We start from the raw sequence: 13,683 nt of genomic DNA on the forward strand, positions 1-13,683 counted from the left end.
TACTGGGAGGGAAGGGTGAGCCCGCCCTCAGGCGGCGGGCTCGCGTCGGCCATCAGGCCTGTTCGGCGTACTTGGCCAGGGTGCTGTCCTGCTTCAGGACGGCCTGGGTGTTGGCGTAGACGTCTTCGGCGGTGACGTCGGACTTGTTGAAGATCTGCGCGAAGTGCTCGTGGGTGACCTGGGCGAAGTGCGCGCGGTCCTCGGGCTTCACGCCCAGCACGACGGCGTAGGTGGTCAGCGCTTCGCCGTCACCCTTGGCCATGTCTTCGGACAGCTCGTCCATCATGCTGCTGAGCACGATCATCGGCTTGCCGCCGTAGGTCAGCGCGCCATTGGTGTGGCAGCCGTTGGTGCCGGTGGTCATGCCGAAGGTGTTGTTGCCGCTGGTGCCGTTGGTGGTGGCTGCCAGGACGTGGGTGGCGGTGCCGCGCTGGCCCTTGAACAGCATGTTGCCCCAGCCGCAGCCGTCGCTGCCGGGTGCATCGGCGAGGGCGCTCAGGGAGGCGGTGGCGAGGAGGGTACCGAGCAGAATCCTTTTCATCGTTTTTCTCTCTTTTTGAGGTCGGGGACCGGTGAACAGTCGCTGACAGCAAAACAGCGCCTGGTCAGAGCTTTTCTCCAATGCCTTGCGGGTGTCAAGGCAAGCGCTGCTGCCGCCAGTAAGACCGGGCCCGGCGAGCTGGCCGGGATGACCGGCAATTGATCGGCATCAGCGGCGGAAGTCTTGGAACCGACCACACTTGAATCAGTTCCCCTTGCGAGGAAGTCGTCATGGTCGATTTCGATCCACGGCCAGCGCTGGACCAGCTGGCGGCCGAGTATTCCAAGCGTGCCGAGGCCATCCGCCGCGACCTCGGACGCAGCCATTCGCCGGACTTCGCCGAACAGGCCCAGCAGCGGCAGAACGACGACGTGCTGCGCGCCCTGCTCGCCGAAGCGGACGCCGGCATGCGCCTGGTGGGCCTGGCGCGCCTGCGTCTGGCTGACGGCACCTACGGCGAGTGCGCGCGTTGCGGCGAGGCCATCGAGGAGCGCCGCCTGCGCGCGTTGCCGGCCGCCGAGCACTGCCTGCGCTGCGCCGATGCGGTGGACTGAAACTGTCACCAATACTGCCTTGCCAGTGGCGCGCGGGCGGCGCGAGAATGCGGACGAATCTCCGCGGCCTCGCGCCGCCCGAAGCAAGGACCTCCAATGCCCGATTCCGTTGCTGCCGGCCTGCGCCTGGCGCCCGATGAACTGACCCGCCCCTTCACCCCCGAACAGTTTCCCTTCAAGACCACCGAAGAACTGGAGCCTTTCCTGGGCGTGCTCGGACAGGAGCGCGCGGTCGAGGCGCTGCAGTTCGGCGTGGCGATGCCGCGTCCGGGTTACAACGTATTCGTCATGGGCGAGCCGGGTACCGGTCGCTTCTCCTTCGTGCAGCGCTATCTGAAGGCCGAGGGCAAGCGCCTGCCGACGCCAGCCGACTGGGTCTACGTCAACAATTTCGACGATTCGCGCGAGCCGCGCGTGATCGAACTGCCGCCGGGCAGCGCCGCCGAGTTCGGCGCCGATATCGATCACCTGATCGACAACCTGCTGTCCACCTTCCCCTCGGTGTTCGAGAACCCGGCCTACCAGCAGAAGAAGAGCGCCATCGACCGCGCCTTCAACCAGCGTTACGACAAGGCCCTGGATAATGTCGAGCGCCTGGCGCTGGAGAAGGAGGTCGCCCTCTATCGCGACAGCTCCAACATCGCCTTCACCCCGATGAAGGATGGCAAGGCGCTGGATGAAGCCGATTTCGCCCAGCTGCCGGAAGAGGAGCGCGAGCGCTTCCACGCCGACATCGCCGACCTGGAGGAGCACCTCAACGAAGAGCTTTCCAGCCTGCCGCAGTGGAAGCGCGAGTCGAGCAATCAGCTGCGCCAGCTCAACGAGGAAACCATCACCCTGGCGTTGCAGCCGCTGCTGGCGCCGCTGGTGGAGAAGTACAACAACAACACCGGGGTGAGCACCTACCTGCAGGCCATGCAGCTCAACCTGCTGAAGACCGTGGTCGACCAGCTGGTGGACGCCGAGCGCACCGATCCGCAGCGCAAGCAGAGTCTGGAGGAGCAGTACGCGCCGAACCAGGCGATCGGTCATCACGCCACCAGTGGCGCGCCGGTGGTGTTCGAGTCACACCCGACCTACGACAACCTGTTCGGCCGCATCGAGTATGCCTCAGACCAGGGCGCGCTCTACACCAGCTACCGTCAGCTGCGCCCCGGTGCTCTGCACCGTGCCAACGGCGGCTTCCTGGTGCTGGAGGCGGAGAAGCTGCTGAGCGAGCCGTTCGTCTGGGACGCCCTCAAGCGTGCGCTGCAATCGCGCCAGCTGAAGATGGAATCGCCCCTGGCCGAACTCGGCCGCCTGACCGCCATGAGTCTGACGCCCCAGGTGATCCCGCTGAACCTCAAGGTGATCATCATCGGCTCGCGGCAGATCTACTACACGCTGCAGGATCTCGATCCGGACTTCCAGGAGATGTTCCGCGTGCTGGTGGACTTCGACGAGGACATCCCGCTCGCCGAGGACAGCCTCGAACAGTTCGCCCAGTTGCTCAAGACCCGCACCTCGGAAGAAGGGCTGGCACCGCTCACCCGTGAAGCCGTGGCGCGCCTGGCGACCTACAGTGCACGCCTGGCCGAGCACCAGGGCCGTCTCTCGGCGCGCATCGGCGACCTGTTCCAGCTGGTCAGCGAGGCAGACTTCATCCGTCAGCTGGCCGGCCAGGAAGTGACCGACCTGGGCCATATCGAACGTGCCCTCAAGGCCAAGGAAACCCGCACCGGCCGCGTGTCGGCGCGGATTCTCGACGACATCCTCGCCGGCATCATCCTGATCGACAGCGAAGGCGCCGCGGTGGGCAAGTGCAACGGCCTGACCGTGCTGGAAGTCGGTGACTCGGCCTTCGGCATGCCGGCGCGCATCTCCGCCACCGTCTACCCGGGCGGTAGCGGCATCGTCGACATCGAGCGCGAGGTCAACCTCGGCCAGCCGATTCACTCCAAGGGCGTGATGATCCTCACCGGCTACCTTGGCAGCCGCTACGCCCAGGAATTCCCCCTGGAGATTTCCGCGAGCATCGCCCTGGAGCAGTCCTACGGCTACGTGGACGGCGACAGCGCGTCGCTGGGCGAGGTCTGCACGCTGATCTCCGCCCTGTCGCGCACGCCGCTGCGGCAGTGCTTCGCCATCACCGGTTCGATCAACCAGTTCGGTGAGGTGCAGGCGGTCGGCGGGGTCAACGAGAAGATCGAGGGCTTCTTCCGCCTCTGCGAGGCGCGCGGCCTGACCGGCGAGCAGGGCGTGATCATCCCGCGCGCCAACGTCGCCACCCTGATGCTCGACGAGCGCGTGCTGCAGGCGGTGCGCAACGGCCAGTTCCATATCTACGCCGTGCGCCAGGCCGACGAAGCGCTGAGCCTGCTGGTCGGCGAACCGGCGGGTGCGCCGGATGCCAAGGGCTACTTCCCCAAGGGCAGCGTCAACGCCCGTGTCGTCGAGCGCCTGAAGGAGATCTCCGAACTGGGCATGGACGAGGAGGAGAAGGAAAAACCGGCCAAGGAACCTGCCGTCGCCAAGCCCGCCAGCAAGCCGAAGGCGGAGAAGGCTCCTGTGGCCCCGGTGGAGAAGGCTCCCGCCGAGAAGGCTCCGGTGAAAAAGGAGCGTGCCCGCAAGAAGAAGGACGCCGACTGATTGACGCCAGGACAGGGTCGCCGCCACGGCGCCCTGTCCGCGCGTTTTACACTCCGTTGCCCGCAAGATGAGTGGATAAATCCGCGCTTTCGCGTGTCGGAACCTGGGTGTAGTCTCAAACCCAGGACAACCGCGAGGGTGCCGCCATGCCGCGTAACCTCTGCCTTATCCGCCCCTGTCTGGGGCTGACCACGCGCATCGAGTGCGAGATCAGGCCGCTGGCCGGAGAGAATGGACTCTGGACCTTGTTGTGCGCTGCCGGCATGTCCGGTGCGCAGCCCACCGCCATCAAGGCGCAGGGCCCGTTCTGCGGGCCTTTCGTCGCCGAGGGCGTACTCGAAGCGATCTCCGACTGCCTGGCCCAGCAGGGCTATATCGTGGCGGAGGATCCCCCTATCTGGCAGTTGCACCTTCAGGGCGAACTGCGCCGGCTGAACGGCGAGCGTTCGCGCCATGTGGGCAATTTCCAGTTCCGCCCCGAGGGTTGAGGCAGGCTTGCGCAGCCCCTGCGCAAGCCGCTGTAGGCCGCGGGGCGTCTGGCTGCTGCGGTTTCATGCCGCGGCTGCGAACCTATTGCCCCGCAGACATATTTATCCATAGAAAGCCGGGGTAACTCGTAAAAGTCATCCGCTATACTGCGGCGCCCTTTCCCCAAGACTTTTCCTGCGAGCACCATGGAACGTTTCATCGAGAACTCCCTGTACGCGGCGCGCTGGCTGCTGGCGCCGATCTACATCGGCCTGTCACTGGCCCTGCTGGCGCTGACCATCAAATTCTTCCAGGAAATCTTCCACATCCTGCCGGGCATCTTCTCCATCGCCGAGGCGGACCTGGTGCTGGTGATCCTGTCGCTGATCGACATGGCGCTGGTTGGCGGCCTGCTGGTGATGGTGATGTTCTCCGGCTACGAGAACTTCGTGTCGCAGCTGGACATCGACGACGACAAGGAAAAGCTCAGCTGGCTGGGCAAGATGGACGCCAGTTCGCTGAAGAACAAGGTGGCTGCCTCCATCGTCGCGATCTCTTCGATCCACCTGCTGCGCATCTTCATGGACGCCAAGAACATCGAAGACAACAAGCTGATGTGGTACGTGATCATCCATCTCACCTTCGTCCTCTCGGCCTTTGCCATGGGCTACCTGGACAAGGCCACGCGCCACGACCACTGACGCTTTGCTGGGTTATCCACACCGCCCGGCCGTTGCAAAACGGACGGGCGGTTGCGTTTTCGGCTTGCGGTGAGCGCCTGCTGTACAAGACTTTTTGCGTGGATCAATCCGCAGGAGGTGCAGCACATGAATCTGCAGGAACTGACCAGCCGCTCCGTCGCCGGCGACATCGACGAGATCAACCTGGTGTCGCTGGAAGGCGATATCTACGTGCTGGAGGCGCGCATGGGCGCGCGCTTCTATCCGGTCCAGGACGAGGCCGGGCACGTCATCAGCGTGCGCTCGGTCGCGCATGCGCGTGAGGTGCTGAAGGCGCTGCCCAGCGTCCCGTTTCATCTGGTGCATGCGGTGGTGCATGACGAGATGTGCGGTATGGACGACGAGCGCGACATCGGCGCCGGCGTGACCATGCCGTTGCACTGAGTTCGCTGCGTGGCGCGCTGCGCGAGGCTTGCGCGGTGGGGGAGGCGGTGCATCTGTGCTAGGCTGGCGGCCCTTTTTTGAACCCCCAGCGGAGCGCCGCCATGAGCGAACTCAACCTTTCCACCGACGAAGCCCGCGTCAGCTACGGCATTGGCCGTCAGCTGGGTGACCAGCTGCGCGAGAACCCGGTTCCGGGCATGACCCTCGACGCCATCCTGGCCGGCCTGTCCGACGCCTACGCTGGCGCCGAAAGCCGCGTTCCGGGCGAAGCCCTGTCCGCCAGCTTCCAGGTGATCCGCGAGCGCATGCAGGCCGACGCCCAGGCGAAAGCCGAAGCTGCCGCCGCCGTTGGTCGCGAGTACCTGGTGGAAAACGCCAAGCGCGAAGGCGTGACCGTCCTGCCGTCCGGCCTGCAGTACGAAGTGCTGACCACCGGCGAAGGCGCCAAGCCGTCCCGCGAAGACACCGTGCGTACCCACTACCACGGCACCCTGGTCGACGGCACTGTCTTCGACAGCTCCTACGAGCGCGGCCAGCCGGCCGAATTCCCGGTGGGCGGTGTGATCGCCGGCTGGGTCGAGGCCCTGCAACTGATGAACGCCGGCAGCAAGTGGCGCCTGCACGTACCGAGCGAGCTGGCCTACGGTGGCCAGGCTGTCGGCAGCATCCCGCCGCATAGCGTGCTGGTGTTCGACGTCGAGCTGCTGGAAATCCTCTGATTTCCGAATGGTTCGCTGCGCAGTGCCATCCCTGGCGACTGCGCAGGAAAAGGGGCGCTCCGGCGCCCCTTTGTGCAGCCGCCTCCCGGGCGGCGACCGCACCGACGGCGCTTCCTGCGCCATCGTAAAGAGCGTCTAGCGCAGTGCGCGGGCGTAACAGAACAGGAACAGGTTGCGCACCAGCTCCTTGAGCACCAGCGGCTCGCTGGTATTGAGTTCGGACAGCTCCAGGCCGCCCTGTTCGCGCAGCTCGTCCAGGGCTTCTTCTTCCAGCACCGCGCAGACTTCCCCGGTGTCCCGATGCAGGATGCGCAGGTAGGGGTGCGGGCGATCCAGCCAGGCGTCGATCATGTAGGTCATGGCATGTTCCTCCGTGCAGACCGTTTAATGAGAATAATTCTTATTATCTCAATAGCAAGCCTGAATTGGAAAAATTTTTGCGCCGGCGACGATCTGTTGTCCCCGGTCAACTGCCGGGCAACAAAAAGCCCGCCGCGGCGAACCGGGGCGGGCTTTGGCGAAACGGCGGCTCAGTGCGTGCGCGCGACGGCGAACTCGGCCAGTTCGATCAGTGCGGCCTTGTACTCGTTGTCCGGCAGCGCCTTCAGGCAGTCGATGGCGCGGGCAGCGTAGTCACGGGCCAGGTTGGCGGTGTAGTCCAGCGCGCCTGCGGCTTCCACGGCGGCGCGGATGCCTTCGAGGTCCTGGCTGCCGCCCTGCTGGATGGCCTTGCGCACCAGCGCGGCCTGTTCCGGCGTGCCGTCGCGCATGGTGGCGATCAGCGGCAGGGTGGGCTTGCCCTCGGCGAGGTCATCGCCGACGTTCTTGCCCAGGCTGGCGGCGTCGCCGCGGTAATCCAGCAGGTCGTCGACCAGCTGGAAGGCGATGCCCAGGGCGTCACCGAACAGGCGCAGCGCCTCGGATTGCTCCGGCTGGGCGTTGGCCAGCGCGGCGGCACTGTGGGTCGAGGCTTCGAAGAGCATCGCGGTCTTGCCGCGGATGACTTCCATGTAGGTTTCTTCGGTGGTGCTGGCGTCGCGGACCTTGGACAGTTGCAGCACTTCGCCTTCGGCGATCACGCGGGTGGCCTGGGAAATGATGCGCATGACCGGCATGGAGCCCAGCTCGACCATCATTTCGAAGGAGCGCGCATAAAGGAAGTCGCCCACCAGCACGCTCGGCGCGTTGCCCCACTGGGCATTGGCGGTGGCGCGGCCACGGCGCAGGCCGGAGGCGTCGACCACATCGTCGTGCAGCAGGGTGGAGGTGTGCAGGAATTCGATGGTGGCGGCCAGCAGCTTCAGGTCATCGCCCGAATAGCCCAGCGCCTTGCCGGAGAGGAGCACCAGCAGCGGGCGAAGACGCTTGCCGCCGGCAGAGATGATGTAGTCGCCGATCTTTTCCACCAGGGGAACGCGGGAAGTGAGTTGGCGACGGATAATGCCGTCGACGGCGGTGAAGTCGTCCGCCACCACGCGATAGAAAGCCTGGGGTTGCATTAAAGACAGCGCTCCTCGTAGATTGCGCGGCATGCTAGGTGGCGCTGTTTGGGCTGTCAAGGCAAGGCCCCATGGGGCTTGATCCTCACTGGGGCTTTGCGTACAATCGCGGCCCCGAACTTCCCTGGCATATCCTGCCTTACGCAATTGCACGGGCGTCCTTTCCGGCCCCATGCAGCCATGCCGACCGATTCCTCTTTCTATAAAGCGTCGGGTGAGCAGGTCTAACGGAGACATCCAGATGTACGCAGTAATTGTTACTGGTGGCAAGCAATACAAAGTCACCGAAGGCGAATTCCTCAAGGTCGAGAAGCTCGACGTTGCCACCGGCGAAGCGATCAACCTGGATCGCATTCTGCTGGTCGCCAACGGCGATGACGTCAAGATCGGCCTGCCGGTGGTAGAAGGCGCGAAAGTGACCGCAGAAGTGGTTTCCCACGGTCGTCACGACAAAGTGCGCATCATCAAGTTCCGCCGCCGCAAGCACCACATGAAGCGTCAGGGCCACCGCCAGTGGTTCACTGAAATCAAGATCACCGGCATCCAGGCCTAATTCCTCTTCAGGAGAATTGACTCATGGCACACAAAAAAGCTGGCGGTAGTACCCGCAACGGCCGCGACTCAGAAAGCAAACGCCTTGGCGTGAAGCTGTTCGGTAGCCAGGCTGTGAAAGCAGGCAACATCATCGTGCGTCAGCGCGGCACCCAGTTCCACGCTGGCTACGGCGTTGGCATGGGCAAGGATCACACCCTGTTCGCTAAAGTCGACGGCGTGATCAAGTTCGAAGTGAAAGGCGCCTTTGGCCGTCGCTATGTAAGCGTCGTCGCTGCCTAAGCGAGCTCTCACTGAAAAAGCCCTGTCTCGCGACGGGGCTTTTTTGTTTCTGGCGTTTCCAGGCGAGGTGCTGTCGGTTCGGGCGTTTGCGCGGACTTGGCTGTATCCTATGCTCCTTTTCTTATTTTCAACCCGCAGGTGCTGCGGGAGGCGTTCGCAATGAAATTCGTCGACGAAGTATCCATCCACGTGAAAGCCGGTGACGGCGGCAACGGCCTCATGAGCTTCCGCCGCGAGAAGTTCATCGAGAAAGGCGGTCCCAACGGCGGTGACGGTGGCGACGGCGGCTCGGTGTACCTCGAGGCCGACGAGAACCTGAATACCCTGGTGGACTACCGCTACACCCGTCGTTTCGACGCCCAGCGCGGCGAAAACGGCGGCAGCAAGGACTGCACCGGTGCCAAGGGTGACGATCTCGTCCTGCCCGTGCCGGTCGGCACCACCATCATCGATGCCAATACCCAGGAGATCATCGGTGACCTGACCGCTGCCGGTCAGCGCATCATGGTGGCCCAGGGCGGCTGGCACGGTCTGGGTAACACCCGCTTCAAGTCCAGCACCAACCGTGCGCCGCGCCAGACCACCCCGGGCAAGCCCGGCGATGCGCGTGACCTCAAGCTGGAGCTGAAGGTCCTGGCGGACGTCGGTCTGCTCGGTCTGCCGAACGCCGGCAAGAGCACCTTCATCCGCTCGGTGTCCGCCGCCAAGCCGAAGGTTGCCGACTATCCCTTCACCACCCTGGTGCCGAACCTCGGTGTGGTCAGCGTCGGTCGCTTCAAGAGCTTCGTGGTTGCCGACATCCCCGGCCTGATCGAAGGTGCCGCTGAAGGCGCTGGCCTGGGTATCCGCTTCCTCAAGCACCTGGCACGTACCCGCCTGCTGCTGCATATCGTCGACATGGCGCCGCTGGACGAAAGCGACCCGGCCGATGCCGCGGAAACCATCGTCCACGAGCTGGAAAAATTCAGCCCGGCGCTGACCGAGCGTGACCGCTGGCTGGTGCTGAACAAGATGGACCAGATCCTCGAGCCCGAGGAGCAGGAGCGCCGCAAGCAGGCTGTGGTCGATCGTCTGGGCTGGGAAGGTCCGGTCTATGTGATCTCCGCCCTGGAGCGTAACGGCACCGAGGCCCTGAGCCAGGACATCATGAAATACCTCGACGAGCGCAGCCTGCGCATCGAGGAGGAGCCGGCCTATGGCGAAGCCCTGGCGGCCCTGGATCAGCGCATCGAAGACGAGGCTCGCGCTCGTCTGCAGGCTCTGGACGATGCCCGTGCACTGCGTCGCTCCGGTCTGAAGAATGTCGACGATCTGGATGACGATGATGATTTCGAGGATGACGAAGACGACGGCGATGGGCCGGAAATCTTCTACGTGCCCTGATCGGCGCGTTGTCAGTTCTCTGGTTGTAGCGTGTAGCCCGGCGACCCAGGTTGCCGGGTCCTCTAGTGTTCCCCGTTGAGGCGGGGATGAACCGCCTGATTGCTAAGGTTGAGGGTATGCGTGAGAAGGTCACTGGCGCCAAGCGCTGGGTAGTCAAGATTGGCAGTGCGTTGCTGACCGCCGATGGTCGCGGTCTGGATCGCGACGCCATGGCGGTATGGGTCGAGCAGATGGTCGCGCTGCATCGCGCGGGCGTCGAGCTGGTGCTGGTGTCCTCGGGCGCTGTCGCGGCGGGCATGAGTCGCCTGGGCTGGGTATCCCGACCTAGTGACATGCACGAGCTGCAGGCGGCCGCCGCAGTGGGGCAGATGGGGCTGGTGCAGGCCTGGGAGTCCAGCTTCGGCGTGCACGGCCTGCAGACCGCGCAGGTGCTGCTGACCCATGACGACCTGTCCGACCGCAAGCGCTACCTGAACGGGCGCAACACTCTGCGCACGCTGGTCGATCTCGGTGTGATCCCGGTGATCAACGAGAACGACACGGTGGTCACCGACGAGATCCGCTTCGGTGACAACGACACCCTGGCGGCGCTGGTGGCCAACCTGGTCGAGGCCGACCTGCTGGTGATCCTCACCGATCGCGACGGCATGTTCGACGCCGACCCGCGCAACAATCCCGATGCCGAGCTGATCTTCGAGGCTCGTGCCGACGATCCTGCCCTGGATGCGGTGGCGGGTGGTACCGGTGGTGCGCTCGGCCGTGGCGGCATGCAGACCAAGTTGCGCGCGGCCCGTCTGGCGGCGCGTTCCGGTGCTCACACGGTCATCGTTGGTGGTCGTATCGAGCGTGTGCTGGATCGCCTGCGTGTCGGCGAGCGTCTCGGCACGCTGCTGACTCCCGAGCAGAGCCGCAAGGCGGCGCGCAAGCAGTGGCTGGCGGGGCATCTGCAGATGCGCGGCACGCTGGTGCTGGACGATGGTGCGGTGAAGGCGCTGTCCCAGGATCACAAGAGCCTGCTGCCGGTTGGCGTGAAAGCCGTGCAGGGCAGCTTCCGTCGCGGCGAGATGGTGGTTTGCGTGGATCAGAAGGGGCGTGAAGTCGCTCGCGGTCTGGCGAACTACAGTGCTCTCGAGGCGCAGAAGATCATCGGTCAGCCGACCGACGCCATCGAAGGCATGCTTGGCTATGTCGATGGTCCGGAGCTGGTGCATCGCGACAACCTGGTGCTGGTCTGAGGAGATTCGTCATGCGCAAGGGATTGATGGCGGCGCTGATGCTGCTGCCGGCACTGGCCAGGGCCGACGTGGTCGGCGAGGTGTCCACGGTCTTCAAGTGGGTCGGGCCGAACGACAAGATCGTCGTCGAGGCCTTCGATGATCCGAAGGTGCAGGGCGTCAGCTGTTACCTGTCCCGCGCCAAGACTGGTGGTGTGAAGGGCGGGCTGGGGCTGGCGGAAGATCGCGCCGAGGCGTCGATTTCCTGCCGCCAGGTCGGGCCGATCCGTTTCGCCGGTGAGCTGAAGGATGGCGAGGTGGTGTTCCAGCAGCGCACTTCGCTGGTGTTCAAGACCATGCAGGTGGTGCGTTTCTTCGACAAGAAGCGCAATGCGCTGGTCTATCTGGTCTACAGCGACCGGGTGATCGAGGGCAGTCCGCAGAATGCGGTGACGGCGATTCCGATCATGCCGTGGCCTGAGAAGTAACAAGGAAAGGGCGGGTGACCGCCCTTTCTTTTTGCCTGCAGGTTTCACCGGCAGGGAAGTTGCGCCTGTGGATAATTCTTGCGAATGGTAAATCGCAGCCAATAAAAAACCGGCCCTGAGGCCGGCTTTTCAAGAACGGAACGCTTACGCGGTGGCCAGGGCCTTCACGTGGGCGTTCAGGCGGCTCTTGTGACGAGCGGCCTTGTTCTTGTGGATGATGCCTTTGTCAGCCATACGGTCGATGACCGGTACAGCAGCAACCAGAGCGGCCTGGGCCTTCGGCAGGTCCTTGGCGTCGACTGCTTTGACTACGTTCTTGATGTAGGTACGAACCATGGAACGCAGGCTGGCGTTGTGGCTGCGACGCTTCTCAGCCTGTTTGGCGCGTTTTTTGGCGGAAGGTGTGTTGGCCACCGTCGAGCTCCTCGAAAAAAAACTTGGGATGTTGCGAATAAATTAAGGCCGCGAATAATGCCGTTGCATCAGGGCCTTGTCAAGGGTATGCGCGGCCTCCGACGAGTGGTGCGACGGGCGCACGCTGTCCGGCGGATGGGGTGATTTATTCGCCCCGCGGCCCTACACTGCTGCGCTTCGCCTGACGGTCGAGCAATCGCTCCAGGTCAGGGCTGCACCCTGCAGGGTCGGCCATTCTACCAGTTCTGGACGTTATGAACCTACTCAAGTCGCTGGCCGCGGTCAGCTCGATGACCATGATCTCGCGGGTGCTCGGCTTCGTGCGCGACACGATAGTCGCGCGCATGTTCGGCGCCGGCATGGCCACCGACGCCTTCTTCGTCGCCTTCAAGCTGCCCAACCTGCTGCGCCGGATCTTCGCCGAGGGCGCGTTCTCCCAGGCTTTTGTGCCGATCCTGGCGGAGTACAAGACCCAGCAGGGCGAGGAGGCGACCCGTACCTTCATCGCCTATGTGTCCGGCCTGTTGACCCTGATCCTGGCGCTGGTCACCGCGCTGGGCATGCTCGCCGCGCCCTGGGTGATCTGGGTGACGGCGCCCGGCTTCGTCGATTCGCCGGAGAAGTTCGAGCTCACCAGCTCCCTGCTGCGGGTGACCTTCCCTTATATCCTGCTGATCTCGCTGGCCTCGCTGGCGGGGGCGATCCTCAATACCTGGAATCGCTTCTCGGTGCCGGCCTTTGTGCCGACCCTGCTGAATGTCAGCATGATTCTCTTCGCGCTGTTCCTCACGCCGTACTTCGACCCGCCGATCATGGCGCTGGGCTGGGCGGTGCTGGCCGGCGGCCTGGCGCAACTGCTCTACCAGCTGCCGCACCTGAAGAAGATCGGCATGCTGGTGCTGCCGCGCGTCAACCTGCGCGATTCCGGCGTCTGGCGCGTGCTCAAGCAGATGGGGCCGGCGATCCTCGGCGTCTCGGTCAGCCAGATTTCGCTGATCATCAACACCATCTTCGCTTCCTTCCTGGTCGCCGGCTCGGTGTCCTGGATGTATTACGCGGATCGCCTGATGGAGCTGCCGTCCGGCGTGCTCGGCGTGGCGCTGGGCACCATCCTGCTGCCATCGCTGGCCAAGACCTACGCCAGCGACGACCGCCACGAGTATTCGCGGCTGCTGGACTGGGGCCTGCGCCTGTGTTTCCTGCTGGTGCTGCCGTGCTCCCTGGCGCTGGCGGTGATCGCCGAGCCGCTGACCGTCGCGCTGTTCCAGTACGGCAAGTTCAGCGCCCATGATGCCCAGATGACCCAGCACGCGCTGATCGCCTACGCGGTCGGTCTGCTCGGTATCATCCTGGTGAAGGTGCTGGCGCCAGGCTTCTATGCGCGGCAGAACATCAAGACGCCGGTGAAGATTGCGCTGTTCACTCTGGTGTCCACCCAGCTGATGAACCTGGTGTTCATCGGCCCGCTCAAGCATGCAGGTCTGGCGCTGGCGATCAGTCTGGCGGCCTGTCTGAACGCCGGCCTGCTGTTCTGGCAACTGCGCAAACAGCAGTTGTTCGAGCCGCAGGCGGGCTGGGGCAGGTTCATCGCCAAATTAGTCGTCTCTGTACTGGTGATGTGCGCGGTGCTGATCGGCATGATGCACTTCATGCCGGCCTGGGATCAGGGTGGCATGCCGATCCGCCTGGTGCGCCTGGGCGCGCTGGTGGTGGCCGGTGTGCTCGCCTATTTCGGTATGCTGGCGCTCCTTGGCTTCCGCCTGCGGGACTTCTCCCGCCGCGCGGTGCTGTAACCTTCGCCGGGCAAAGCATTGCAT

The 13,683-nt window shown here is 64.3% G+C and carries 16 protein-coding genes; 12 read left to right on the plus strand and 4 right to left on the minus strand.

The window, feature by feature from the left end:
* Window positions 1-52: 52 nt before the first annotated feature.
* A complete protein-coding gene (locus J2T47_RS17625; RefSeq protein ID WP_038803701.1) occupies window positions 53-541 on the minus strand; it encodes a DUF3015 domain-containing protein in 489 nt (162 codons plus the stop codon).
* Between the two features lie 230 nt (window positions 542-771).
* On the opposite strand from J2T47_RS17625, the gene J2T47_RS17630 reads away from it, so the two are divergent.
* The 6 genes from J2T47_RS17630 (at window position 772) to J2T47_RS17655 (ending at window position 6,034) form a co-directional block, all read left to right on the plus strand.
* A complete protein-coding gene (locus J2T47_RS17630; RefSeq protein ID WP_045217219.1) occupies window positions 772-1,095 on the plus strand; it encodes a TraR/DksA family transcriptional regulator in 324 nt (107 codons plus the stop codon).
* Window positions 1,096-1,191: 96 nt separating this feature from the next.
* The gene (locus tag J2T47_RS17635; RefSeq protein WP_253449379.1) at window positions 1,192-3,723 is read left to right on the plus strand and encodes a Lon protease family protein; all 2,532 of its coding nucleotides are present in this window, start codon (window positions 1,192-1,194) and stop codon (window positions 3,721-3,723) included.
* A gap of 146 nt (window positions 3,724-3,869) precedes the next feature.
* Window positions 3,870-4,211, plus strand: a complete 342-nt coding sequence (locus J2T47_RS17640; protein ID WP_081517330.1) for a hypothetical protein — start codon at window positions 3,870-3,872, stop codon at window positions 4,209-4,211.
* A gap of 186 nt (window positions 4,212-4,397) precedes the next feature.
* The gene (locus J2T47_RS17645; RefSeq protein WP_253449381.1) at window positions 4,398-4,892 is read left to right on the plus strand and encodes a TIGR00645 family protein; all 495 of its coding nucleotides are present in this window, start codon (window positions 4,398-4,400) and stop codon (window positions 4,890-4,892) included.
* A 126-nt stretch (window positions 4,893-5,018) separates the two neighbouring features.
* A complete protein-coding gene (locus tag J2T47_RS17650) occupies window positions 5,019-5,315 on the plus strand; it encodes a DUF6482 family protein (RefSeq protein ID WP_253449383.1) in 297 nt (98 codons plus the stop codon).
* A gap of 101 nt (window positions 5,316-5,416) precedes the next feature.
* Window positions 5,417-6,034 carry an FKBP-type peptidyl-prolyl cis-trans isomerase gene (locus tag J2T47_RS17655; protein ID WP_253449385.1) on the plus strand — a complete coding sequence of 206 codons (618 nt, stop codon included), beginning with the start codon at window positions 5,417-5,419 and terminating at the stop codon, window positions 6,032-6,034.
* A gap of 135 nt (window positions 6,035-6,169) precedes the next feature.
* On the opposite strand, the gene J2T47_RS17660 is transcribed toward J2T47_RS17655, so the two are convergent.
* Both J2T47_RS17660 and J2T47_RS17665 read right to left on the minus strand, forming a co-directional pair.
* Complete coding sequence (locus J2T47_RS17660) at window positions 6,170-6,394, minus strand: PA4570 family protein (RefSeq protein WP_045217230.1); 225 nt, start codon at window positions 6,392-6,394, stop codon at window positions 6,170-6,172.
* Window positions 6,395-6,564: 170 nt separating this feature from the next.
* Window positions 6,565-7,533, minus strand: a complete 969-nt coding sequence (locus J2T47_RS17665) for a polyprenyl synthetase family protein (protein WP_253449387.1) — start codon at window positions 7,531-7,533, stop codon at window positions 6,565-6,567.
* 241 nt (window positions 7,534-7,774) lie between these two features.
* Between J2T47_RS17665 and rplU the strand changes: the two genes are divergently transcribed.
* The 5 genes from rplU (at window position 7,775) to J2T47_RS17690 (ending at window position 11,452) form a co-directional block, all read left to right on the plus strand.
* A complete protein-coding gene (rplU, locus tag J2T47_RS17670) occupies window positions 7,775-8,086 on the plus strand; it encodes a 50S ribosomal protein L21 (protein ID WP_015475683.1) in 312 nt (103 codons plus the stop codon).
* A 23-nt stretch (window positions 8,087-8,109) separates the two neighbouring features.
* Window positions 8,110-8,367, plus strand: coding sequence for a 50S ribosomal protein L27 (gene rpmA / locus J2T47_RS17675; protein ID WP_017521622.1), 258 nt, complete (start codon window positions 8,110-8,112; stop codon window positions 8,365-8,367).
* Window positions 8,368-8,526: 159 nt separating this feature from the next.
* Window positions 8,527-9,750, plus strand: a complete 1,224-nt coding sequence (gene cgtA / locus J2T47_RS17680; protein WP_253449389.1) for an Obg family GTPase CgtA — start codon at window positions 8,527-8,529, stop codon at window positions 9,748-9,750.
* A gap of 116 nt (window positions 9,751-9,866) precedes the next feature.
* A complete protein-coding gene (proB, locus tag J2T47_RS17685) occupies window positions 9,867-10,985 on the plus strand; it encodes a glutamate 5-kinase (protein WP_253449391.1) in 1,119 nt (372 codons plus the stop codon).
* A gap of 11 nt (window positions 10,986-10,996) precedes the next feature.
* Complete coding sequence (locus J2T47_RS17690; RefSeq protein WP_081517335.1) at window positions 10,997-11,452, plus strand: CreA family protein; 456 nt, start codon at window positions 10,997-10,999, stop codon at window positions 11,450-11,452.
* 144 nt (window positions 11,453-11,596) lie between these two features.
* Here J2T47_RS17690 and rpsT read toward each other — a convergent pair whose 3' ends face one another.
* Complete coding sequence (gene rpsT / locus J2T47_RS17695; RefSeq protein ID WP_009617555.1) at window positions 11,597-11,866, minus strand: 30S ribosomal protein S20; 270 nt, start codon at window positions 11,864-11,866, stop codon at window positions 11,597-11,599.
* A 254-nt stretch (window positions 11,867-12,120) separates the two neighbouring features.
* Between rpsT and murJ the strand changes: the two genes are divergently transcribed.
* Complete coding sequence (murJ, locus tag J2T47_RS17700; RefSeq protein ID WP_253449394.1) at window positions 12,121-13,659, plus strand: murein biosynthesis integral membrane protein MurJ; 1,539 nt, start codon at window positions 12,121-12,123, stop codon at window positions 13,657-13,659.
* Window positions 13,660-13,683 lie beyond the last annotated feature (24 nt).

It is taken from the genome of Pseudomonas nitroreducens (assembly GCF_024170165.1).
GTDB lineage: Bacteria > Pseudomonadota > Gammaproteobacteria > Pseudomonadales > Pseudomonadaceae > Pseudomonas > Pseudomonas nitroreducens_C.